Source organism: Janibacter sp. CoH_79_TC_3 (assembly GCF_058197955.1).
The window spans coordinates 1-23535 of the sequence record NZ_JBXWIV010000028.1 but is presented as its reverse complement, the minus strand read 5'-3'; the positions used below and the strand labels follow the sequence as shown (position 1 = coordinate 23535).

Annotated in this window: 20 protein-coding genes; 13 read left to right on the top strand and 7 right to left on the bottom strand. The window is 43.1% G+C overall.

The annotated features are described in order from the left end of the window. Nucleotides 1–191 precede the first annotated feature (191 nt). On the bottom strand, nucleotides 192–1607 hold the full coding sequence (locus tag AC2FA3_RS14250) for a GntP family permease (protein ID WP_490510145.1): 1416 nt from the start codon (nucleotides 1605–1607) through the stop codon (nucleotides 192–194). Nucleotides 1608–1919: 312 nt separating this feature from the next. On the opposite strand from AC2FA3_RS14250, the gene AC2FA3_RS14245 reads away from it, so the two are divergent. The 7 genes from AC2FA3_RS14245 (at nucleotide 1920) to dcd (ending at nucleotide 9211) form a co-directional block, all read left to right on the top strand. Then, the gene (locus AC2FA3_RS14245; protein WP_149489806.1) at nucleotides 1920–2633 is read left to right on the top strand and encodes a CoA transferase subunit A; all 714 of its coding nucleotides are present in this window, start codon (nucleotides 1920–1922) and stop codon (nucleotides 2631–2633) included. A gap of 92 nt (nucleotides 2634–2725) precedes the next feature. Next, nucleotides 2726–3355, top strand: a complete 630-nt coding sequence (locus AC2FA3_RS14240) for a CoA transferase subunit B (protein ID WP_490510144.1) — start codon at nucleotides 2726–2728, stop codon at nucleotides 3353–3355. 68 nt (nucleotides 3356–3423) lie between these two features. After that, the gene (locus AC2FA3_RS14235; protein WP_490510143.1) at nucleotides 3424–4224 is read left to right on the top strand and encodes a 3-hydroxybutyrate dehydrogenase; all 801 of its coding nucleotides are present in this window, start codon (nucleotides 3424–3426) and stop codon (nucleotides 4222–4224) included. Between the two features lie 156 nt (nucleotides 4225–4380). Further along, a complete protein-coding gene (gene mgtE / locus AC2FA3_RS14230) occupies nucleotides 4381–5730 on the top strand; it encodes a magnesium transporter (protein ID WP_490510142.1) in 1350 nt (449 codons plus the stop codon). 285 nt (nucleotides 5731–6015) lie between these two features. Then, entirely contained in the window at nucleotides 6016–7224 is a 1209-nt protein-coding gene (apbC, locus tag AC2FA3_RS14225) for an iron-sulfur cluster carrier protein ApbC (protein WP_490510141.1), read from the top strand. A 153-nt stretch (nucleotides 7225–7377) separates the two neighbouring features. Next, nucleotides 7378–8499 (top strand): DUF2804 domain-containing protein, encoded by a 1122-nt coding sequence (locus AC2FA3_RS14220; RefSeq protein ID WP_490510140.1) that lies wholly within the window; start codon nucleotides 7378–7380, stop codon nucleotides 8497–8499. A gap of 136 nt (nucleotides 8500–8635) precedes the next feature. Then, nucleotides 8636–9211 (top strand): dCTP deaminase, encoded by a 576-nt coding sequence (gene dcd / locus AC2FA3_RS14215; RefSeq protein ID WP_020443725.1) that lies wholly within the window; start codon nucleotides 8636–8638, stop codon nucleotides 9209–9211. Between the two features lie 110 nt (nucleotides 9212–9321). Here dcd and AC2FA3_RS14210 read toward each other — a convergent pair whose 3' ends face one another. The 6 genes from AC2FA3_RS14210 to AC2FA3_RS14185 form a co-directional block, all read right to left on the bottom strand. Continuing rightward, nucleotides 9322–9765, bottom strand: a complete 444-nt coding sequence (locus AC2FA3_RS14210) for a ClpXP protease specificity-enhancing factor (RefSeq protein WP_490510139.1) — start codon at nucleotides 9763–9765, stop codon at nucleotides 9322–9324. A gap of 132 nt (nucleotides 9766–9897) precedes the next feature. Next, nucleotides 9898–10512, bottom strand: coding sequence for a glutathione S-transferase N-terminal domain-containing protein (locus tag AC2FA3_RS14205; protein ID WP_490510138.1), 615 nt, complete (start codon nucleotides 10510–10512; stop codon nucleotides 9898–9900). A 192-nt stretch (nucleotides 10513–10704) separates the two neighbouring features. Continuing rightward, nucleotides 10705–11418, bottom strand: coding sequence for a cytochrome c1 (locus AC2FA3_RS14200; RefSeq protein ID WP_201543233.1), 714 nt, complete (start codon nucleotides 11416–11418; stop codon nucleotides 10705–10707). Beyond that, a complete protein-coding gene (locus AC2FA3_RS14195; protein WP_490510136.1) occupies nucleotides 11418–12644 on the bottom strand; it encodes a cytochrome b in 1227 nt (408 codons plus the stop codon). The genes AC2FA3_RS14200 and AC2FA3_RS14195 overlap by 1 nt, the downstream gene beginning before the upstream one ends. Before the next feature lies 1 nt (nucleotide 12645). Continuing rightward, nucleotides 12646–13230 carry a ubiquinol-cytochrome c reductase iron-sulfur subunit gene (petA, locus tag AC2FA3_RS14190; RefSeq protein WP_201543231.1) on the bottom strand — a complete coding sequence of 195 codons (585 nt, stop codon included), beginning with the start codon at nucleotides 13228–13230 and terminating at the stop codon, nucleotides 12646–12648. Between the two features lie 473 nt (nucleotides 13231–13703). Then, entirely contained in the window at nucleotides 13704–15647 is a 1944-nt protein-coding gene (locus AC2FA3_RS14185; RefSeq protein ID WP_490510135.1) for an ATP-binding cassette domain-containing protein, read from the bottom strand. A gap of 189 nt (nucleotides 15648–15836) precedes the next feature. Between AC2FA3_RS14185 and AC2FA3_RS14180 the strand changes: the two genes are divergently transcribed. The 6 genes from AC2FA3_RS14180 to AC2FA3_RS14155 form a co-directional block, all read left to right on the top strand. Beyond that, nucleotides 15837–16118, top strand: a complete 282-nt coding sequence (locus tag AC2FA3_RS14180) for a SlyX family protein (protein WP_490510134.1) — start codon at nucleotides 15837–15839, stop codon at nucleotides 16116–16118. 233 nt (nucleotides 16119–16351) lie between these two features. Continuing rightward, entirely contained in the window at nucleotides 16352–17743 is a 1392-nt protein-coding gene (locus tag AC2FA3_RS14175; RefSeq protein ID WP_490510133.1) for an OmpP1/FadL family transporter, read from the top strand. Nucleotides 17744–18136: 393 nt separating this feature from the next. After that, nucleotides 18137–19645, top strand: a complete 1509-nt coding sequence (locus AC2FA3_RS14170; RefSeq protein ID WP_490510132.1) for an outer membrane protein transport protein — start codon at nucleotides 18137–18139, stop codon at nucleotides 19643–19645. 440 nt (nucleotides 19646–20085) lie between these two features. Continuing rightward, nucleotides 20086–21471 (top strand): hypothetical protein, encoded by a 1386-nt coding sequence (locus AC2FA3_RS14165; protein ID WP_201612728.1) that lies wholly within the window; start codon nucleotides 20086–20088, stop codon nucleotides 21469–21471. A 149-nt stretch (nucleotides 21472–21620) separates the two neighbouring features. Continuing rightward, the gene (locus AC2FA3_RS14160; RefSeq protein WP_490510131.1) at nucleotides 21621–22670 is read left to right on the top strand and encodes a transferrin-binding protein-like solute binding protein; all 1050 of its coding nucleotides are present in this window, start codon (nucleotides 21621–21623) and stop codon (nucleotides 22668–22670) included. A 233-nt stretch (nucleotides 22671–22903) separates the two neighbouring features. Next, nucleotides 22904–23535: hypothetical protein (locus AC2FA3_RS14155; protein WP_490510130.1), on the top strand; the 632-nt coding region annotated here is incomplete at its 3' end.

The window sequence follows — 23535 nt, the reverse complement described above, 5'->3', positions numbered from 1 at the left end:
ATTGAGCTCAAATTCCTAAATACGATCTAAGTATAGCTTATTCTGAAATATCTATGCTAATTGATGACACGCCCTAGATAGGTTGATAATAATGTGACCATAAAAAACCCACCAAGCGATTGGCTAAGTGGGTTTGATAAAAGGTATGTTTATTTGATAGCTAGAGTCTTTCTTGAACACCTAGATATTTCTTAAAAAGAACCAAACATCGTGCCTAAGATAATAACAGCGACCACAGCGATGAGTGGAATGATTATTGTGACCATGGCGATGTTTAGATACGACTGCTTATGGGTCAAACCACAAATCGCGAGTAAGGTAATGACCGCACCACTGTGTGGCAAGGTATCCAAACCACCTGCTGCCATCACGGCAACACGATGCATCAGTTCTGGATCAATACCAGCGGCGACGGCCATTCTTAAATAGTCTTCACCCAACGTCGATAGCGCAATACTCAAACCACCAGAGGATGAGCCAGTGATACCTGCCAGCGTGGTCATCGCGACGGCTTCTGAGATGAGTGGATTGCCTGGTGTTAGGTTTAAGATACTGTCACGAATGATAAGAAAGCCTGCCAGCGAGGCAATAACCGCGCCATAACCAACTTCTGATGCGGTATTAAAAATCGGTAACATCGAATCATAAGTGCCACGGTTAATGGTTTTTTGTAGATTTTTCCAATGACCAATACGCAGCACAATGAGCACGGTACAAGCAACGACCAATGAGATGATAATTGACCATAGACCAAGTGAGCCTGCGATATTTAAGTCAGGAAATTGAGTTTGTAAGCCACTAAAATCGAGCGACGGGAAGATCGCATAAGTTAATAAAGCGTTTAGGGCGATGACCAATACCAGAGGAATCATAGCCACGGTAAATGACGTGTGATGCGTACTCAGTGTCTCAGATTCTTTCTTAACGGCACCAACGCCCCCTACATCTTCTTCGTCATGCTGACCATAGCCTTCTCCTGCTGCATTGGCTTTTCTCGCCCGTGACTGCAACCATAACCAGCCACAGATAAACATGATCGTACCGCCGATAACACCTAAAATAGGCGCGGCAAACACATTGGTATTATAGTAGGGAATCGGAATGGCATTCTGAATGGCTGGCGTGCCTGGTAACGCTGTCATGGTAAAGGTGAATGAACCTAACGCAATCGCTGCTGGAATCAAGCGCTTAGGAATATCAGCGGCTTTAAACAAATCTTTGGCAATTGGATAAATAGCAAATGCCACGACAAATAACGAAACGCCACCATAAGTTAAGATGGCACAAACCAAGATAACCGCTAAAACGGCTTTACTGGCACCGAGCTTTTCGACTACGGTATTGGCAATCGCTGTCGCTGCGCCAGAGTCGGCCATCAAACGCCCAAATAGCGCACCCAATAAGAAAATAGGGAAGAACTTCAGTAAGAATCCGCTTAGCGCCCCCATAAATACATCGGTGTAGGCGGGAATACTACTTAAAAAATCACCTGAAAGTAATACGGCTAATATCGCCATAATCGGTGCTAAAATCAGCACCGAATAGCCGCGATAAGCAAAAAACATCAATAGTAACAAAGTGATGACAATAGCAAATGTGCTCATCATGATCGCCCTCCTTGGCAAAGTTCAAGCCCCGAGTATGCAGGGCATATTGACATGGGTCAATAAAATTAATCAAAATATAGGATGTATTAGGTTTTATTAAACATAAATCTAGACTAATGCCGTAGCGATTTAATATGTACTGAGATACTGCGCTGGCTGGTAAGTTCTTACGGTTATTCTCTTCTCGCTGCCAGAATAATATGTTAAGTTAGTATAAGCGCTATGCCTAATATATCGATAGAAAATGTATTATTATAATTTCAATTGATGACGAATATGAATAACAAAAACCAGACTTGCAAGGAGATAAGCATGAGTCGCTCAAAAGTATATAGCAGTGCCGAAGAGGCGTTAAAAGGTATCGTTAGTGATGGACAAACACTCGCTATCGGCGGTTTTGGTCTGTGCGGTATCCCTGAAGCGCTCATTGAAGCGTTACGTGATAGTGGGGTCAAGGATTTGACTTGCATCAGTAACAACGCAGGCGTTGATGAGTTTGGTTTAGGTCTGCTATTACAGACCCGCCAAATTAAAAAAATGATCTCATCGTATGTCGGTGAAAACAAAGAGTTTGAACGTCAATATTTAGCAGGTGAATTAGAAGTTGAGCTGACGCCGCAAGGAACATTGGCAGAAAAGCTACGATCAGGTGGCGCAGGTATTCCAGCGTTTTATACGGCGACGGGCGTCGGCACGCAAGTGGCTGAGGGTAAAGAGACGCGTGATTTTGATGGACGCACCTATGTACTTGAGCACTCATTACGTGCTGATGTGGCATTAATCAAAGCGCAAAAAGCAGATAAAGCGGGTAACTTAATATTTAATAAGACTGCGCGTAACTTCAACCCAGATTGCGCCATGGCAGGCAAGATTACCATTGTCGAAGTTGAAGAAATCGTAGAAACTGGCACCTTCGATCCGGATGAAGTGCATCTGCCGGGTATCTTTGTGCAGCGTATCGTCTTAAACAGCAATCCTGAAAAGCGTATTGAGAAGACGACCACTAAAGCCGTTGAAGGCGCTTAGATAAAGAGCTTATCAACATAATTATTAAATACTTAGATCAATGATAATAAAGTATTTTAAAAATAAAGTATCGTAACAATAAGGAAATCACCATGGCATGGACAAGAGAACAGATGGCACAGCGTGCCGCACAAGAGCTACAAGACGGTTATTATGTCAACTTAGGTATTGGTCTACCAACTCTAGTCGCCAACTATATTCCTGAAGATGTGGATGTTTGGTTGCAATCGGAAAATGGTTTATTAGGTATTGGCGAGTTTCCAACCGCTGAAAATGTCGACGCTGATTTGATTAATGCTGGCAAGCAAACCGTAACCGCAGAGCCGGGCGCCAGTTACTTTAGTAGCTCAGAGTCATTTGCGATGATTCGTGGCGGTCATGTGAATTTAGCGATACTAGGCGCGATGGAAGTGTCAGAAAAAGGGGATTTGGCCAACTGGATGATTCCCAAAAAAATGGTTAAAGGCATGGGCGGCGCGATGGACTTGGTTGCAGGCGTGCAACGGGTGATTGTGCTCATGGAACAAGTTAATAAACATGGCGAGCCAAAAATCCTGCCCAACTGCGAGCTGCCATTAACGGGTAAAGGGGTGGTTGATCGTATTATCACCGAACTTGCCGTATTAGATGTCACTGACAATGGACTGAAATTGGTTGAGCTGGCAGATGGCGTTAGCTTTGATGAGCTACAAGAAAAAACGCCAGTAAGCATTGCTCAGTAAACCTGTTTAATAAATACGCATATTTGAGACAGGCATCCAAAAAACCTATTTATAATGGACTATAAAATATGGCGACCACATTACAACAAGATTTGACCGGCAAGGTGGCGTTAGTCACTGGCGCTGCCAGTGGCATTGGACGTGACATCGCTGAGACTTATGCCAAGGCAGGCGCCGCAGTTGGTATTGCTGATATTAATCTTGCAGCCGCACAGCAAACGGTGGCTGCTATCGAAGCCGCTGGCGGACGCGCACTTGCAATTGCCATGGATGTGACCTCAGAGGATGCCGTAAATGATGGCGTGCAGCAGTTAGTGGATACCTTTGGCGGTATAGATATTCTTGTCTCCAATGCCGGTATTCAAATCATTGACCCGATTCATAAGATGGCATTCGATGACTGGAAGAAAATGCTCGCTATCCATTTAGATGGTGCATTTTTGACCACCAAAGCTGCTGTACAACATATGTATAAAGGCGATAAAGGCGGTACCGTCATCTATATGGGCTCGGTACATTCGCATGAAGCGTCACTTTACAAAGCGCCTTATGTGACCGCCAAACACGGACTACTTGGACTGTGCCGTGTGCTGGCAAAAGAAGGGGCTGAGCATAATGTACGCGCGCATGTGATTTGCCCAGGGTTTGTCAAAACCCCGTTGGTCGAAAAACAAATCCCGCAACAAGCAGCTGAAAAAGGCATCAGTGAAGAATCGGTAGTGAATGACATCATGTTGGTCAATACCGTTGACAAAGAATTTACGACCGTTGATGATATTGCCCAATTGGCATTATTCTTAGCAGCATTCCCAAGTAATGTATTCACCGGTCAATCTATCGTTGCCAGTCATGGTTGGTTTATGAATTAACTGGTCTGCTGGTTGTTTGATTGGTTTAAGAATCATTAGCTTGCTAATAAAAGACCAATCCATTAGGATTTGATTCTATGTTAACTTGAGCCAATTATATTGGCTCTTTTTTATGAGCACCTGTTGCATAATGTTGCGCTGCACGGAGTAAAAATAATGAATAATGAAGACTTAGCGTTGACCTTTGCTGCAAAATTAAGCCGTGCTATCGAGCAGCAGCAGTTTGAGCAAGCGATTGATGAGCTGAAAGCGCTACGACCTATTGATGTTGCTGATGTGATGGCGATGATTGAACCCAAACTTGCTTGGCAGCTCCTAGAGCATCTGCCCAATCGCTCGACGATATTTGCCTATTTAGACGCGGATATCCAGGTTGCACTCGCTTACGTATTTCCACGAGCTGTTTTAGCGAAGATAGTCGGGGAGATGCCGTCTGATGAGCGTACCGACTTATATAAGCGCCTGAATCAGGAACAGCGAGATGCATTGCTACCCGCACTTGCACAGGCAAAACGTGAAGATATTCGCAGATTGTCTGCCTATGAAGAACGTACTGCTGGCGCGTTGATGACGTCTGATTATGCCACATTAGCTGCCGAGATGACTGTTGCTGAAGCCCTAGACGCTCTTAGACTAGAAGCACCCGATGCTGAGACTATTTACCATGCTTATGTCATCGATGATGTCCGTAAGCTGTTAGGTGTCGTGTCATTAAGAGTGCTTATTTTAGCGTCACCTGAGCAGCTGATTAAGGATATTATGGTCAGCTCGGTTATCTCTTCTGATGTAAACGATGACCAAGAAGATGTCGCCAAAACCGTTGCTCGCTATGACTTAATTGCCTTGCCGATTACTGATGCCAGTGGTGCTTTAGTCGGTATCGTCACCCATGATGACGCGATGGACGTGGCTAGCGATGAAGCCACTGATGACTTTCATAAGTCAGGCGGTGTCTCGACTATGGTAGGTAAGTTAAAAGACGTCAGCATTCGCATGTTATACCGTAAGCGGGTGTTTTGGTTGGTGTTTTTAGTATTTGGCAATCTACTCTCAGGGCTTAGTATCTCAAATTTTGAAGATGTCATTGCGGCCAATTTGGTATTGGTGTTTTTCTTACCTTTGCTGGTTGATAGTGGTGGTAACGCCGGCTCTCAGTCTGCAACTTTGATGGTGAGGGCGCTAGCGACAGGTGATGTGGTCATGCGCGACTGGTTTTCATTGCTCGGCCGCGAAGCTTTAGTTGCGCTTATGCTTGGTGCTACGATGGCCGTTGCTATCGCGCTTATCGGCTATGTGCGCGGTGATGCGGTTGTATCATTAGTTTTGGCCCTGAGTATGATGTCGGTGGTCATGATTGGTTGTGTGATTGGCATGAGTTTGCCCTTTGTGCTCAATAAATTAGGCTTTGACCCTGCCACGGCTAGTGCACCCTTGATTACCTCGGTATGTGATGCTTCAGGTGTGCTGATTTATCTGTTTATTGCTTCAAAATTCTTGACCATTTAATTTCTTCACGCCCTAACAAGAGTAATACAGAAGCAGCAATCATTGGCACCAGTTATTAACAGCATCCATTAAGAATAGATTGCAGGGTAGATGGGTTTTACAAAGCATCATTCTATTGGCGTTGTGGTTTTTTTATCCTTGTAATTGAGCTACACTGTCACGATAAAAGGTTTGGCTAGAAAGCTCATGGGCAGTGTGATTTGGCCCGTTTGTAATAGTATGAATTGAGTTTTTTACCATGCCCACCCACTTGTATAGGCAGTAACGGTAGCTATGTTTAACTTTATGAAGAAAAATAAACCGACCACAAAAACTGAAACCCCGCAGCAGCAGGCAGAACGCGATAGTGCCGTGGATAAGGTGCTGCTCGGCTATGAAGTAGGTACGATTAGCATTGCCACCATGGTAACGGGGCTTGAGCGCAATGGTGAAGAGCTTACTTTAGACTTGCGCCTGCCACAAGACAGTAACCCTGAAACCATCCAACAAGAGCTTGGACAATTGCTGCATCCGCATGGTATTAAAACCATTCATATGAATGTCCGTTTACCGGCACCAGCTAAAGGCGCAGGATCAACCTTACCGAAGAAAATGCCAAAAACCACGGATGCCATGGCAAGTCAATCCAAGTCTAGTGACCACGCAAATACCAACAGCGAACCACCGATTACCAAGGCAGCTCCTACCCAAGCGTCACTTGCAGCGCATCCGCGTATTCGTCATATTATCGTGGTAGCGTCAGGCAAGGGCGGCGTGGGCAAATCAACCACTACCGTTAATATCGCCTTAGCATTACAAAAGTTAGGCAATCGTGTTGGCGTGTTAGACGCCGATATTTATGGCCCGAGTATGCCTACGATGCTGGGCGTGGATAAGGTGAAACCTGAGCTGGAAAATGAGCAGTTTGTTCCTATCGATGCACATGGTCTGGCAATGCTATCGATTGGTAGCTTGCTTGATGGCGATAATACGCCTGTGGCGTGGCGCGGACCAAAAGCCACTGGTGCCTTGATGCAGCTTTATAACCAGACTAATTGGCCGCAGCTAGATTATTTAATCATTGATATGCCGCCTGGCACTGGCGATATCCAGCTGACCTTAGCGCAGCGCATTCCGGTGACAGGCGCGGTGATTGTGACGACGCCGCAGCATATTGCCTTACTTGATGCGCAAAAAGGCATCGAGATGTTCAACAAGACCAATATACCGGTGCTTGGCGTGGTTGAAAACATGGCATTGCATACGTGTAGCAACTGTAACCATACCGAGGCTATCTTTGGTACGGGCGGTGGTGAAAAAATCGCTGAGCAATACCATGTGCCACTATTAGGACAGTTGCCGCTTGCTAGCGGTATTCGCGCCCAAGTAGATAAAGGTGAGCCGAGCGTGTTGGCCAATGATGAATTTGCGCCGTACTATCTAAGTATTGCTAAAAATATCGAAGCCAATATCAATAAGTTTGCCAAACCTGTCGATGATAAGCGTATTTTTTAGTGGCTAAGCTTTACTGCTAAGATATTAGGAGCCGCAGCGTTTTAATGATTAGTGAGCTATTGTTTGCTATTATAAGAAAGTAGTAGCAAACGATAGCCATTACATAATAAACACCTTAACTCTCGGTATACACTTGGCTAGGATGCCGCAAAGATGAATAAATATGACAGCGAACAAAATGAACAATACCCATCTGACCTCTTAAAACCAGCGGTGCTTGACCAGCTTATTCAACATGGTCAACCTAGCTTTGGCGTATTGGCTAAAGTTAAGCGGATCAACTATCTTGACTATCACAGTTATCTTATCTCGCAAAAATCGCTGCCAAACTGGCGTAAAGAGTTAAAAGCCAACCAATTCTGTTTTATCCAAATTATTCAGCCGCCGTATCGAGTTTGCCTAGCACTGGCGACGATTAAACTTGCGACCAGTGCCTTCGTTTATCTTTATAATGATGAAACTAATGAGCTAGAGGTTTGCGAAGCCTTGCAGCCTTTCACTCGGCAGACGCTATTAGAAGGCGATTGCTACCAAGGTCAAATGGCATTTACTCATGATAAGCTGACAGTGACATTGGACTTTACGCCTACACAAATCAAAGTAATGTTAGACAGTCAGTATATTGCTATAGATGCGACATTAGCGCGGCGATCAGAGCCACTTGCTATCTGTATACCGACAGGTAGGCGCGGTTGGACATTCACACAAAAAGAGCCGCTCACAGCGGTTACAGGTCATTTAACCATTAAAACCAATTCAAAATTTAGTACTGATGCTCTTAGTACTTTAGATGTCCAAGCTAAGCAAATAGGCTTTACTGATACGACTATTGGCAATCTAGATTGGACGCTTGGTTTTATGCGCCACAAGACCAATTGGTTCTGGACATGTATTAACACATATTTACCAGACGGTCGTCATTTCACATTGAACTTATCGATGGGTGTCAATGAGACAGGTGCTAGTGAAAATGCATGCTGGCTTGATGGGCAGATAGTTTATCTACCACCTGTGATGTTCGTACGTCAAAATTTGGATACCCCCGCACAGAATACTTGGCGTGTTTATCATCAAAACTTAGGCTGGAGCAATATCAATATTGATTTAACCTTTACACCGATTAGCGTCTATAAGAAGACTGATAACTTCGGTGTGCTTGCCAGTATCTTTGAGCAATGGCTTGGTTTTTATAGTGGTGAGATACGGCTAGGAGATGAAGTGATTAAGCTTGATAATGTGATGGGATTGGCAGAAGATCATTTTGCTAAATGGTAGGCGAGTATCATTTTGACTAGAGATTTATTTTAAACGTAGGCAAGCCTATAAATTGAGCGCTCAATTCCGTATAATCGTCGCTATCAAAATACCATTCATATTATAAGTTTTATTATATATCTGCTAAGGAATAACAATGTCTATCAAATCTGACCGCTGGATTCGTAAAATGGCTCAAGAACACGGCATGATTGAGCCATTCGAAGCGGGTCAAGTACGCTTTAATGATGCCGGCGAACGTTTAGTCAGTTACGGTACTTCAAGCTATGGTTATGACGTACGCTGTGCGCCTGAATTTAAAGTTTTCACCAACGTACATTCAGTGATTGTAGATCCTAAAAACTTTGATGAAAAAAGTTTTATTGATGTTATCGGTGACGAATGCATCATTCCGCCAAACTCTTTTGCCTTGGCGCGTACGATGGAGTATTTCCGCATTCCACGTGATGTATTGACGATTTGCTTAGGTAAATCAACCTATGCACGCTGCGGTATCATCGTTAACGTCACACCACTTGAGCCTGAGTGGGAAGGGCATGTGACGTTAGAATTTAGTAATACCACCAATTTACCAGCGCGTATTTATGCAGGCGAAGGCGTGGCACAAATGCTGTTTTTCCAAAGTGATGCTGATGATGTCTGCGAGACCAGTTATAAAGACCGTGGCGGTAAATACCAAGGTCAGCGCGGTGTGACCCTACCAAGAACTTAAGCGCCAAAAACTTAATAGTTTAAACGCAGAGCCTTGTAGACCAAAAACAAAAAAGCTGGACGTATTGAATACGACCAGCTTTTCTGTTTTTACTATTTTTAATACTAATCTTATTTTAAGACTTTTAAACCAGCTTTATTGTCGCGTTTAGGCTTAGGAACTACAATGTTTGTTTTAGAGCTGCTACTCGTAACGGCATCATCTTCAGGTTCATAGTCATCATATTCATTAGGATCAAAAAACATACCTTGTGAATTTTCTTTGGCATAGATGCCCATTACCGCTGTCAATGGTACCCAAATCTCTTGGGAGACGCCACCAAAGCGCGCGCTAAAGTTAATATAATCATTTTCCATACTCATATTACCAGTCGCACGACTGGCGATATTGAGCACGATACGCCCATCTTGTACATGTTCTCTTGGAATCTGTACGTTGTCGGCAGTAGCGTCCACCATCAGATAAGGTGTCAGTGCATTATCTTCTATCCATTGATATAGCGCGCGCACCATATAAGGACGGGTTGGGGTAATAGAGGTGGTTTCTTCGCTCATCGTTGGTTTCCTATACTCATTCATGATATTAAATAATAATTAAAAAGTTTTAGCGGTAAAGTGGGATTTATAGAATAATCGCTCACATTTTAGCATTCTTCTATACTAAGGTAGCAGTAGACGGTTGTCTCATTAACGCACACTTTTCTGAAAGCTATCACGCTCAAAGATACGTTTTTGATAGTCAAATAGGGGCCGGCTAATAGTACGCGGTAGCTCAATACCCATTTCTTCCAAACGCCATAGTAGGGGCGCTAACAGCACATCACACCAACCAAACTCATCTGCCATAAAATAAGGCTTATGCGCAAACAGTGGTGATATAGTGATGAGCGAATCGCTCAGCTGTTTTTTTGCCATAGCAGCTTGGGCTTTATTAAAACTGTCTGGATGCATCAGTAGACGCTTACCGAGTACCAGCCAATCGCGCTGGATACGCCAGGCCAACTGGCGAAACTGTGCACGCTCTTGCGGCGTGTCGGGTAAGAGCTTATTGGCATGATAACGTTCTTCAAGATATTCAAAGATAACGTTAATCTCATACAACGCAATTTCACGCTGCTGTAAAACAGGTAGAGTATGATAGGGATTAAGCTCTGTTAAATCTTCGGGACGTTCAGAATGCAAACGTGACAAGTAATAAGCCAGTTTTTTTTCTTCAAGCAATAGGCGCACCACATGACTGTCGTAGCCATCATCAGCGTATAAAATCAGCTGACTACTTGGAATGTCATTCGCATCAATCATGAAAGCCTAATGTATTAGTAAAGCCTGTTATCGTAAACAATGTCGCTCCGTTTATCAAGGCAGCGTACGTAAACATTGCACGTAGGGCGACCACTTAACAGTTAATTTGCCGCTTGATAATCTTTTCAAACATAAAAAAGCACTACCGAAGTAGTGCTTTTTTTAGATAAAATCTTGGCTTTTATTGCTTAATTATTTTACGTCTTTCCAGAATTCTTTATTTAATAAATAAACTGGAATTAGTAGTACTAATAAGAATAAAATCACAAAGAAACCAATCACTTTACGGTCATGACGAACAGGCTCAGCCATCCACGCCATAAAGTTAACCAAGTCACCAACCTCAGATTCAAACTCTTCTTCACTCAAGGTTTCTTGCATATTATGCAAGACGTGAGGCATAGCAGCGTTTGCAAGCACTAAGTTATTAGCACCCCAAGGACGACTTGGATCTTCATAGAAAGACAATAAGTAAGTATATACCCAGTCATCACCGCGCAGACGGGTCTCAAGAGACAGGTCTGGAGGTGCCGCGCCAAACCATGACGCTTGTACTTCAGGGTCAATCTCAGCATTGATGTGCTCACCGATTTGATCCGTAGTCACCATCAAATACTTCTCGACCAACTCAGGTGGTATCTCTAAATCTTTAGCAATGCGCGAGTGACGAACGTACTGGGCAGAATGACAACCAGCACAGTAGTTCATAAAGATTTTCGCACCGTTTTGTAGCGAACCCTTATTGGTAAAATCAATAGGAGCTGTACTACAAGCTAAGTGTTCAACCACACCATCTGCATTGGTAAAAGTACCACATCCACCACCTGCTGCACTTGTTGTGCCAGCAGTCAAGGTCAATGCCGCGCCTAAGCCTAGACCAGCTAGGGATTTAATTAGCGTGTTCATTAGTGACCTCCGGTAACGCGTTCTGGTGGCTGTTTACACTTCTCAATAGCAGTGTAGAACGGCATCAATAAGAAAAACAAGAAATACAATACAGTGAATATACGCGCCATAATGGTTGCTGTTGGTGAGGCCGGTGTCGCACCCAAATAACCCAAGACCACAAAGCTAATCGCAAACACAGTCAATGCAATTTTCGACAAAATACCTTTATAACGTATAGAACGTACAGGTGATCTGTCTAGCCATGGAATTAAGAACAAGAATGCAATCGCACCGCCCATTGCAATAACACCACCAAGCTTATTAGGAACGGCTCGTAAAATGGCGTAGAAAGGCGTGTAGTACCATACTGGCGCAATATGTGCAGGTGTTTTTAGTGAGTTCGCTGTCTCAAAGTTTGGTGGCTCAAGGAAGAAACCGCCGCCTTCTGGGAAGAAGAATACCACGGCAAAGAACAAGATAAAGAAGACCACAATACCAACCATATCATGCACAGTGTAGTACGGATGGAATTCGATACCATCTAATGGCACACCATTTTTATCTTTTAGCTTTTTAATATCGATGCCATCAGGGTTGTTTGAACCAACATGATGCAGTGCGACTAGATGCATAAAGACTAAGCCCACAAGTACTAGTGGAATAGCGACGACATGCAAAGCAAAGAAGCGGTTTAGCGTGATACCTGAGATGATGTAATCACCACGTACCCATTCAGCAAGACCATCACCAATCACAGGTAGAGCAGCAGGTAGGTTTAAGATAACCTGAGCGCCCCAGAATGACATGTTGCCCCAAGGAAGTAGGTAACCGAAGAAACCTTCTGCCATCAATGCTAGGTAAATACCCATACCGATGAGCCAAATAAGCTCACGTGGTTTTTGGTATGAACCGTATAGCAAGGCGCGGAACATATGCAAATATACGACGACGAAGAACGCAGACGCGCCGGTTGAGTGCATATAGCGGATGAGCCAGCCACCTTTGACATCACGCATGATATATTCAACAGACGCAAATGCCCCTTCGGCACTTGGGTTGTACATCATCGTCAGCCAAATACCAGTGACTAACTGGTTCACCAATACCACCATTGATAACACACCAAAGAAGTACCAAAAGTTAAAGTTCTTTGGTGCATAGTACTTTGACATGTGATATTCATAGGTTTCGGTCGCAGGAAAGCGCGCGTCCACCCAATGCATTAATTTTTTACCCATGCTCATATTAAGCCTCCCCAATCGTCAAGATGGTACCATCCATGTTGTAATCTGGGATGGGTAAGTTAAGCGGCGCAGGGACACCACTATAAACACGACCTGATAAGTCGTATTTAGAGCCATGACAGGGGCAGAAAAATCCACCATACCAATCATTACCACCTAAGTCAGCAGCGCCAACATCAGGACGATAGTTTGGTGCACAGCCTAAATGCGTACAAACACCTTCTACGACCAGTATTTCTGGTGAGATAGAACGCTCAGGATTTTTACAGTATTCAGGTTGCAAAGATGCATCAGAATCGGGGTCAGACAATAACGACTTTACAGAATCAAGTGTGGTGAGCATCTCTTCAGTGCGCTTAACCACAAAGATAGGTTTGCCGCGATATTTAACGACAATCATTTGTCCTGCTTCGATAGAACCAATATCTTGGGTCACCGCCGCACCAGCAGCTTCAGCTTTAGCACTTGGGGTCCAAGAGCGGACAAAAGGTGTTGCCACAGCAGCTACCCCAGCTGCACCAATTACGGCAGTCGAGGCAATCAGAACTCTACGACGTTGTACATTAACGCCTTCGGCATGGCTCATTAATACTTCCTCCAGGTGAATGAAATGGGATTATCCCACACTGGGTTTGTGGCTTAGAAAAATTACAATTATCAAGCCACGTTAGCTGTGCCTAATTTTGCTAATTGTTGCTATTCTAAGCTATTTTGGTCATAAAATAAATTATTGTGTTAAAAATAAAGCAACCTTGATAGGGCACGACAGATGGTTAAACAAGATAAAAGGTATAAAACACCTTAATTATCAATGTTTAACATGGGTCTTTGTACTAGCAAGGCTGTTATAAATGATGACCTTATAAAAAATAAGGGTATTCAGCAATAGGGAATGATACTTGAAATCAAGACAATGTTCACTAACTTTCAGCACATCACACACTTGTAAATAAGCATAAGCTATTTATTACCACTCTAACGGTAGCGATTTCTATATACGCTAGAGCAGAGGAGTAATAAATAATCCTATGTTTCATACTAGCTTTTAAATACTACGTACTAACTCTCAAGGGTATGCCAGCGCTCAAGCTTAGTCATCATCTCATCTTCGATGACCAATAAACGCTCACTGGCAGCGGTAGCGGCGTCAATGTCTTTTGTAAACCACGAACCGTCAGCCAGCTTCTCTTGTAGTTGCGTTTGCTCAGATTCTAACGCGGCGATTTCTTTTGGTAAGTTATCAAGTTCGCGCTGGTCATTAAAGTTGAGCTTTTTAGCGGCATTATTAGGTTTCGCTACTGCCGCTGACTTATTAGTAGATTTGCTATTAGCCGTATTATTACTAGAAGTTTTAGCAGCCTTAGATGCTTCTTCGCGATTTTTTTGTATCAAATACTCTTGATAGCCACCGACATACTCGCTGACGGTTCCTTTGCCATCTTCATCCGTATCAAACACCCAAGTAGAGGTGACGACGTTATCCATAAATGAGCGGTCATGGCTAATGAGTAAAATCGTACCGCCAAAGCTTGCGACCGATTCTTCTAATAGCTCAAGGGTTGCCATATCCAAGTCGTTGGTTGGCTCATCTAGTACGAGAATGTTGGCAGGTTTTAGTAGCTGCTTAGCAAGAAGTACACGATTACGTTCACCACCTGATAACGCTTTAACAGGGGTACGGGCACGCTCTGGGGCAAATAAGAAATCTTGCAAATAGCTCATAATGTGCGTCTTACGACCACCCACTTCGACGAAGTCTGAACCTTCTGAGACGTTATGAGCCACACTGGCTTCTAAATCTAGCTGATCACGCAGCTGATCGAAAAAAGCGATTTTTAGGTTAGTGCCTAATTCAACGCTGCCGGTTTTGATGACATCATCGTCAGACATATCGAGTAGGGCTTTAATAAGCGTGGTTTTACCCGCGCCATTCGGACCGACGATACCGATCTTGTCACCGCGCATGATGGTGGTGCTAAAGTTATCGACCAATACATGGTCATCATACTGTAGATGTAGATTTTTAACTTTACAGACCAGCTTGCCACTTTTCTCGCCTTGACCCATGGTAATATTAACATTACCCACTTGCTCACGGCGCTCACCACGTTCTTCACGCAAGGCTTTTAAGTCACGCACGCGGCCTTCATTACGGGTACGGCGTGCTTTAATACCTTGACGAATCCACACTTCTTCTTGCGCCAGTTTTTTATCAAAGTTAGCGTTATTTTTTTCTTCAGCTAACAGTTGTAGCTCTTTTAACTCTTGATAGCGTGCATAGCCACCTTCACCTTGAGTCACGTCATAGCTAGTCAATTGACCACGATCAAGCTCAATGATGCGAGTGGATAGTTTATTAACGAACGCTCTATCATGGGTGACGAACAATAGTGTCAGACCTTGCCAGTCTAATAAGAAACGCTCAAGCCACTCAATACTATCAACGTCTAAATGGTTGGTTGGCTCATCAAGGAGTAATACATCAGGTTTAGTCACTAAAGAGCGTGCTAATAAAACACGGCGCTTACGACCACCAGAGAGTGAAGACAAATCATCTTCTGGGTCTAGGCCCATCGTGGTAATCAGCCGCGTTGCTTCGCGTTCTAAATCCCAACCATGTACTGCATCAATATCATGCTGCAAGTCCGCCATACGCTCACAGGCATCCATATCGCCATTCGCACATAAATCAGTCTGCGCGTTATAGTTAATCAGCAGTTCGGCAGTACGTTTGCTACCGCCCATAACGATGTCCAAGATACGACCGCTGGTTTCGGGCACGTCCTGCTCGAGCATGGCGACGCGCACACTGTTATTAATAATGACTTCGCCGCTATCAGGCAATAATGTGCCATTAATCAGTTTAAATAAAGTAGATTTGCCTTCGCCATTACGGCCAATTAAACACACGCGCTCACCTGCATCGATAGCAAAATCAATACCATCAAGGACAGGAGCGACGCCAAAGGCTAAGTGAATATCTTTTAAATGTATCAATGCCATAGATTATCTTAAGCTTATATAATAGTGAGGTAGGGGTTGTTGCAAAATTCCCAGCAGTATAACATGCTGCCACCTAACTGTAGTATGCGTAAATGCCTTTATAAACACTATTTTATAAAGTCTACTTTAAATGGTTGTGTCTGATATTTGATAAAGACCATAACTATATTATCCAGTATTGAGAAAAATATGAATGAACCAAATTCGATAGAAAAAAAACCCTCTAATCGTCAAGCTGAGCTGTCAGATAATCAAGAGGATTTACAATCACAGGTCATTGAATTGCAGATGAACCTCTCTCACCTTGAGGTTACGGTAGAACGGCTTGATGAGGTTATTACGCGCCAAGACAAAGATATCCAGACCCTCCAGCGTCAAGTGCAGTTTATCTATAAGCAAGTTCAAAGCCAAGATACGGAGGGCGGTGTGGCGCCGTTTGATGTTATGGCAGATAGACCGCCACATTATTAAGTATAAGAATACTTGGCATAAAGCGAGAAATAATAACCACTATTGATTAGTGATTTATATGCACGTTTTTGTATAAATATACTGTCTGATGACTATTCAGTCATATTAGAGAAATAATGTGTTTTTAGGTTGTCTTAATGTAAAAAAAACATTAGTATCCTTCACCTTAGATACTGTCTACCTAACAAAGTTCGGTGTAGCGGTAAAACAATGTGGATGTTTGGAGATACACAATGGGCGCAAATTTCAATCTAAAGACTCTTACGGTAGCTTTGGCTGCTCTTTCTGCAGCTAGTCTCGCTAGCGCAGCAGGTCTTGATCGTTCAGGTCAAGATATCACGGCATTCTTACAAGATGGCACCTATGCTGAAACTGTTTATACTTATCTAGATGCTGATGTGAGCGGCAAAGATATTTCAGGTAATGAAATTGATGATATTGCAGAGTCTTATGACTTTTTCCGTTATGGCGTAAAAGCGGATATAAACGATACTTTCAGCGTTGGTATCTTATATGATGAGCCTTTTGGTGCGGCCGCTGATTACACTGGTAAAAACGACTTTATTACTAATAGCAATGCAGATGCGCTTATTCAAGGTTTTACAAAGAATCCTAATTTAAATGAAGCTTTAGTTGATAAAAGTATTGCTCAATTAAAGGGTGCGCTTACTCCAGGTAACCCAGGCAACTTGACTGCTGAGCAATTACAACAAGCTCAAGGTCAGCTTATCGGTCTTCAAGCTGCAAAAGGTTTGGCTGCAACTGCAGGTCAAGCGACTCAAGTAGAAGTGCGTACTGAAAGCATTACCGGTATTCTTGGTGCGAAGTTCGGTCCTAACAAAGAATTTCAAGCATATGGTGGCCCAGTAGCTCAGCGCGTCAGAGCAGATGTAAAACTGCGTGGTACTGCTTACAGTTCAGCTACTGGCTATACGACACATATCAGCAATGATCAAGACTATGGTTGGATCGCTGGTATGGCATATAGCAAACCAGAAATCGCGCTTAAAGCTGCATTGACTTATCGTTCTGAAATCAAACATGATGCAAAAGCTTTTGAGACTTTCCCAATTGCTACTGCCGCCGGTGCTACTGCTGGATTAGCATTACCGACCAGCAGAGATGGTGACATAGAAATCAACACCCCAGAATCTGTTAACTTTGATTTTCAGACTGGCGTCAATCCAACGACATTAGTTACTGCTAAAGTTCGTTGGGTACCTTGGAGTGAATTTGCCATCGTACCGTCACTGTATAATGACGTTAGTAAAATTTCAACTAAAGATGATGAAGGTTTAGCGTTAGTTAGCTATGATAAAGACCAATGGTTAGTAGAATTAGGTCTAGCTAAACGTTTGACACCCGCATTGGCAGTGACAGCTACTGTCGGTTGGGATAGCGGTGCAGGTAATCCAGTTACGTCACTAGGACCTATCGAAGGTTATTACAGCGCTGGTCTAGGTGCAAAGTATAACTTCACTGAAAACTGGGCTATTTCTGCCGGTGGTAAATACTTATGGTTCGGTGATGCAGAAGGTCAAATTCCGACTAAAGCCGTCGTTAGTAATTTTGAAGACAATGATGGTTTTGCACTTGGTGTGAAGCTGTCTTACCAAGCTAAGTAAACTGGAAATTGCTAATATTTATATAAATTATATTTTATAAATAAAAAACGACCTTCTAGGTCGTTTTTTTTTATGTTTATGATAAAACATGAAATGCCAAAGACCTTCTGCTCAAATAGCAAGAATACTTATTTGCCGATTTAAGTTTAATGATAATACTAATTATAAAGTATTAATAATTATTTTAATTAAACTATTGTTTATAAAAGAAATTTAGTTGTTTGTACTATTCAGTCATTAATAGGAAATAAGGTGTTTTAAGTGTTGTTTTAGTGTCAAAAAGTGATTACTATCATTTTCAGGACATCGTTTACATAATCTTATATTTTGCGTAACAATGCTAAATTGGAATTATTACAACGATTAAACAATGAGGATGTTTGGAGATATACAATGCGCGCTACTTTTCATTTAAAAACTCTTGCCGTAGCGATAGCTACTCTTTCTGTCGCCAGCATGACCAACGCGGCTGGTCTTGATCGTTCAGGTCAAGATATCACAGCATTCTTACAAGATGGCACTTATGCCGAAGCTGTCTATACCTATATCGATGCTGATGTTAGTGGTTATGATAATCAACGCGTTGCCACTGATGACGCCGGTTATGTTCAAGGTAAGAGCACTGGGGAAGTTGCTGAGTCTTACGACTTTTTCCGTTATGGTGTAAAAACCGATATCAATGATACCTTTAGTGTTGGTATTTTATATGACGAACCTTTTGGTGCGGCTGCGGCTTATAATGGCGATAGCAATTTTGTCGGTGCGCCAACGGCTGCAATTGATGGGTTGATTGCCTCACAATTAGCTGGGAAGTTACCGGGAGTTACGACTGCCCAAGGTTTAGATACCTATGTTAAAGGTGCTCAACAACAGCTCGCAGCTGGTAGAGAACAAGTTAGACAGGCTGAAGCAGCCATTGCCGCAAATCCAGCACTTGAAGCTACTTTACGCCCACAGATTGTAGGCGGGAAAGCACAAATCGCAGCGGGGGAAGCACAATTGGCTCCTTTACAAGGGCTGAATGGCTATGCAGCTAGTCAACTTGCTAACACTGAGGGTACTAACGTTGAGGTGCGCTCTGAGAATATCACTGCCATAATGGGTATGAAGCTTGGTGCAAATAAAAACTTCCAAATTTACGGTGGTCCAGTCGCTCAGCGCGTTCAGGCTGATGTAAAGCTACGTGGTAGTGCATACGGACCTGCTACAGGCTACACTTCCCATATTAGCCCAGACCAAGATTATGGCTGGCTAGCGGGTGTAGCATATAGTAAACCTGAAATCGCTTTAAAAGCAGCTTTGACGTATCGCTCAGAGATTGACCATAGCATGGACATTACTGAAACGTATCCATTAGCAGGTCTTTTAGCGGGTAATCCAGCGGCAGCTACCCAAACCAATAATATGGAAATCACCACGCCAAAATCAGTAAACTTTGATTTTCAAACGGGTATTAATCCTACGACATTAGCCACGGCAAAAGTACGCTGGGTACCTTGGGGTGATTTTTCTATCGTACCGCCATTATATAATGCCGTTAGTAAAAATAACCCTGCATACGGTCCAGATGGTTTAGCTTTAGTAGAATATAGTGATGATCAATGGCAGGTAGAGCTTGGTCTGGCTAAACGTATCATGCCTGCTTTGGCGGTAAGTGGTACGGTTGGTTGGGATAGTGGTTCAGGCGATCCAACCACCTCACTAGGTCCGATTGATGGCTATTATAGTGTTGGTTTGGGCGCTAAGTATAATGTCACCCCTGAGTGGGCGGTATCAGCCGGTGGTAAATACTTATGGTTCGGTGATGCTAAAGGTCAGTTGCCAACACAACAAATTGTCGGAGATTTCCAAGACAATGATGGATATATTGTTGGTGTGAAACTTTCTTACCAAGGTAAGTAATGATATTGCTGTATTGGTAATATGAAAGATGAATGTTTATTAAAATAAAGCAGCCCTAGAGGCTGCTTTTTTATAACTAATTTTCCGTAAAAAATTCACTAATGAAGAGAAGTTAGTGTTGTAAAAGTATCCATTGTTAAAATACCGAGTATAACTTTAAGGTGTATTCTGTAAACTTTAGCTTATTCCTAAATAATCTTAAAAGAGTATTGCTATCGCGCTAAACTTTAATTATGATACTTAAGTCGGTTACCTTAACTTACATAGTGGTAATGTCTGATAATAAGGAAATGTAAAATCGAGTAAGCGATTGTCACATTCACTCATTTATTTTTTAAGTCGTTTGGCAAAGGATTGCACAGCATAAGCTTCGATTACTTATATAGGTTGCCTAAGTAATTCAGCTATTTGCCAGTTATTTTATTCATGGAGGATGTTAAGTGTCTCAAAAATTCCCTATCTCTAAGCTTGCTTTAGCTTTATTTGCCTTATCTGCTGCCTCGCTTACGCAAGCGGCTGGTCTTGATCGTTCGGGTCAAGATATTAAAGGTTTCTTTAATCCTGGTACTTATGCAGAAGTTGATTTTGCTTATATCGATACCGATGTGTCTGCTCATGATAATGCGGGTGCTATCGTCACTCCAACTGGAGAGATTCGTAATGGTATTACTTCCACGGAAGCAGCATACGAAAAAGGCGTATCAACCGGAAACGCTACTCCAGATTCCTATAGCTTTATGCGTTACGGTGTCAAAACTGATATCAACGACAATATCAGTATTGGTGTATTCTACGACGAACCATTTGGTGCAGAAGTAGAGTACTCAGGTGATAGTACGTTTGTATCTAAAGCCGGAAAACAAACAATCGCTGATTCGTCTACTGGTACTTCTGTTCCAAATGAATTGATTAACTCCTCAGTTTTAGATCCTGACTATAATAAAAACACCAATGTAAGCGTTCATACAGAAACTTGGACCGGTTTATTGGGTTTTAAATCTAATGGGTTCCAAGTATATGGTGGCCCCGTTATGCAAAAAGCTAAAGCGGATGTGCATCTGCGCGGTCAAGCATATGGTCCTCTGACAGGATATGATGCGAATGTCAATGCAGATACGGACTATGGTTGGGTAGCAGGTCTTGCTTATAGTAAACCTGAAATAGCGTTAAAAGCAGCCTTAACTTATCGCTCTGAGATTGAACATAAGACTGATATAGGCGAAAGAGTTCCGTTGCTAGGTTCACCTCTAAAAGGTGTCGCATTAAGAAAGCTTGGAATTGATCCGAATTCTGCACTTGGCCAGTCTATTGGTGAATATGCGAACACTGAAGCTACTGTTACTACGCCTGAATCAGTGAACTTAAATATTGAAACTGGTCTTAGTGCAAAGTATCAGTTATTAGGTACCTTGGATGTACGCTGGGTACCTTGGAGTGATTTCAGTATTGTACCGCCTCTTTATAATGCCTACTCTAAAGCTGCAGCGCCAGAAGGGCTTCCGTTATTGTCTTACGAAAAAGACCAATGGAAAGTTGATGTTGGCTTAGCCAAACGTTTTAATGAAAAGCTGGCTGGCTCAGTCGTTGTTGGTTATGATTCTGGTGCGGGCGACCCTGTAAGTTCACTGGGTACTATTGAAGGTTTTTATAGTATTGGTGGCGGTGTCAAATATAACGTAACACCTGAATGGGCAGTATCGGTTGGTGGCAAATATCTTAAATTTGGTGACGCCACAGGACAATTACCTAATGGTAGTATCGTTAGTAAAGCTGAAGACAATGACGGTTACATCGCTGGTGTAAAGCTTTCATATCAGAGTCAATAACTTATTCTAATAAATATCATATTGGATAGAATTAAAAAGCTTATCTAATAAACAGGATAAGCTTTTTAAAAGTTGAAATCTAAAAGTTAAAATTAATTTTCTACTATGTTGCAAAGAGATATCATTTAAATATTCATGGAGGAATAAGAATGTTTTCTAATAATCATTCAAGTCTTAATAGTTCGTCGTTAAAATCTTTCAATACCCCTCTAAAAGCTAGTGTGGTACTGATTACCGCCATTATGTTATCTGCCTGTGGAAGTGATAACAATAATTCATATAATCTTGGCGATATATTTGACGGTAGTCCTACGCCAACGCCAACGCCAACGCCAACGCCTACGCCTACGCCAACGCCTACGCCAACGCCAACGCCTACGCCTACGCCTACGCCTACGCCTACGCCTACGCCTACGCCTACGCCTACGCCTACGCCTACGCCTACGCCAACACCTACGCCTACGCCTACGCCAACACCTACGCCAACCTATCAATCTGGCTCTGACACTAATAAATCAGGTGTTCAGGCTCTGAATATCGATGCTAGTGGCGTCCTCCCAGATACGGTATTTGCAATCACAACTCGTGATTTTACTAGTAACTCAAATAGTTTAGTAGCAAGAGCAGACTCAGCATCTGGAGGTTTGTTACCTCAAGTCACAGTTACAACGTCAGGAGGTAGTGATTCCAATACTTCAAACGGTTTTAAACGTCATGATGATAGCGTTGTAATCCCGACTTCATTGGGTGAGCTACCTCTGACTTATAGTTCAGTATATAAAGATTTTGGTACTCAGATGCGTATTGGTCATATTGATGGCCCAGCTACTTTAGGAGAAACTAAACTTCCAGTAAACGGTGTAGCAGTATATGGTAATAAGACACTCACCTTACCTACAGAAGGCAGTGTATCGTATGGTGGTGATGCAACTTATCGAGTACTCGGTTTGGATAAGGCTATCGAGTATGGCAGTTCTGTGTTTACAGCTGATTTTGCTGCCAAAAAAGTTGATGGTACTTTAACTTTCAGTCAAGTTGGTAATATTGGTATATCTGGTACTATCAGCGGTAGTGATTTTTCAGGTACGAAAGGCGGCTATGCTACTGAAGGTGCTTTTTACGGTGATAATGCTAAATATCTAGGAGGTATATTCTCAGGTAATAATGCACAAGGTACCTTTGGAGCTGAAAAGAAATAAAGCTATATAATGATATAAATTAATAAAAAAGCGCTCTATAGCGCTTTTTTATTGCTCGCATGTAATATCGCTTGCCATTAACTATATAAATGTATCATCTACTATCGATTGAAGTGAATGGGCAGTTTCTTAATTTTAGTTGACTTTATTTGGCAATTTTGATTATCTATAGCAGTACTATGTTTTAAGCCTTATCCAATGGAATATTATAAACTCTTCATGGAGGAAGACGAATGTCACCTAACCGTCATTCAATCTCAGCTGTATCAACAGCAAAAAAATTAAATACCCCCTTAAAGGCAAGTGTATTGTTAATCACTGCTATTATGTTATCAGCATGTGGTAGCGATAGTGGTGATTATCCATACATTCCTTTAACGCCAACGCCAACGCCAACACCAACGCCAACGCCTACGCCTACGCCAACGCCTACGCCAACGCCTACGCCTACGCCTACGCCAACGCCTACGCCTACGCCAACGCCTACGCCTACGCCTACGCCTACGCCTACGCCAACGCCAACGCCAACGCCAACGCCTACGCCAACGCCTACGCCAACGCCAACGCCTACGCCAACGCCAACGCCAACGCCAACGCCTACGCCAACGCCTACGCCAACGCCTACGCCTACGCCAACGCCTACGCCAACGCCAACGCCAACGCCAACGCCAACACCTACGCCAACACCTACGCCAACGCCAACGCCAACACCTACGCCAACACCTACGCCAACGCCAACGCCTACGCCAACGCCAACGCCTACGCCAACGCCAACGCCAACGCCTACGCCAACGCCAACGCCAACGCCAACGCCAACACCTACGCCTACGCCTACGCCAACACCTACGCCTACGCCTACGCCTAC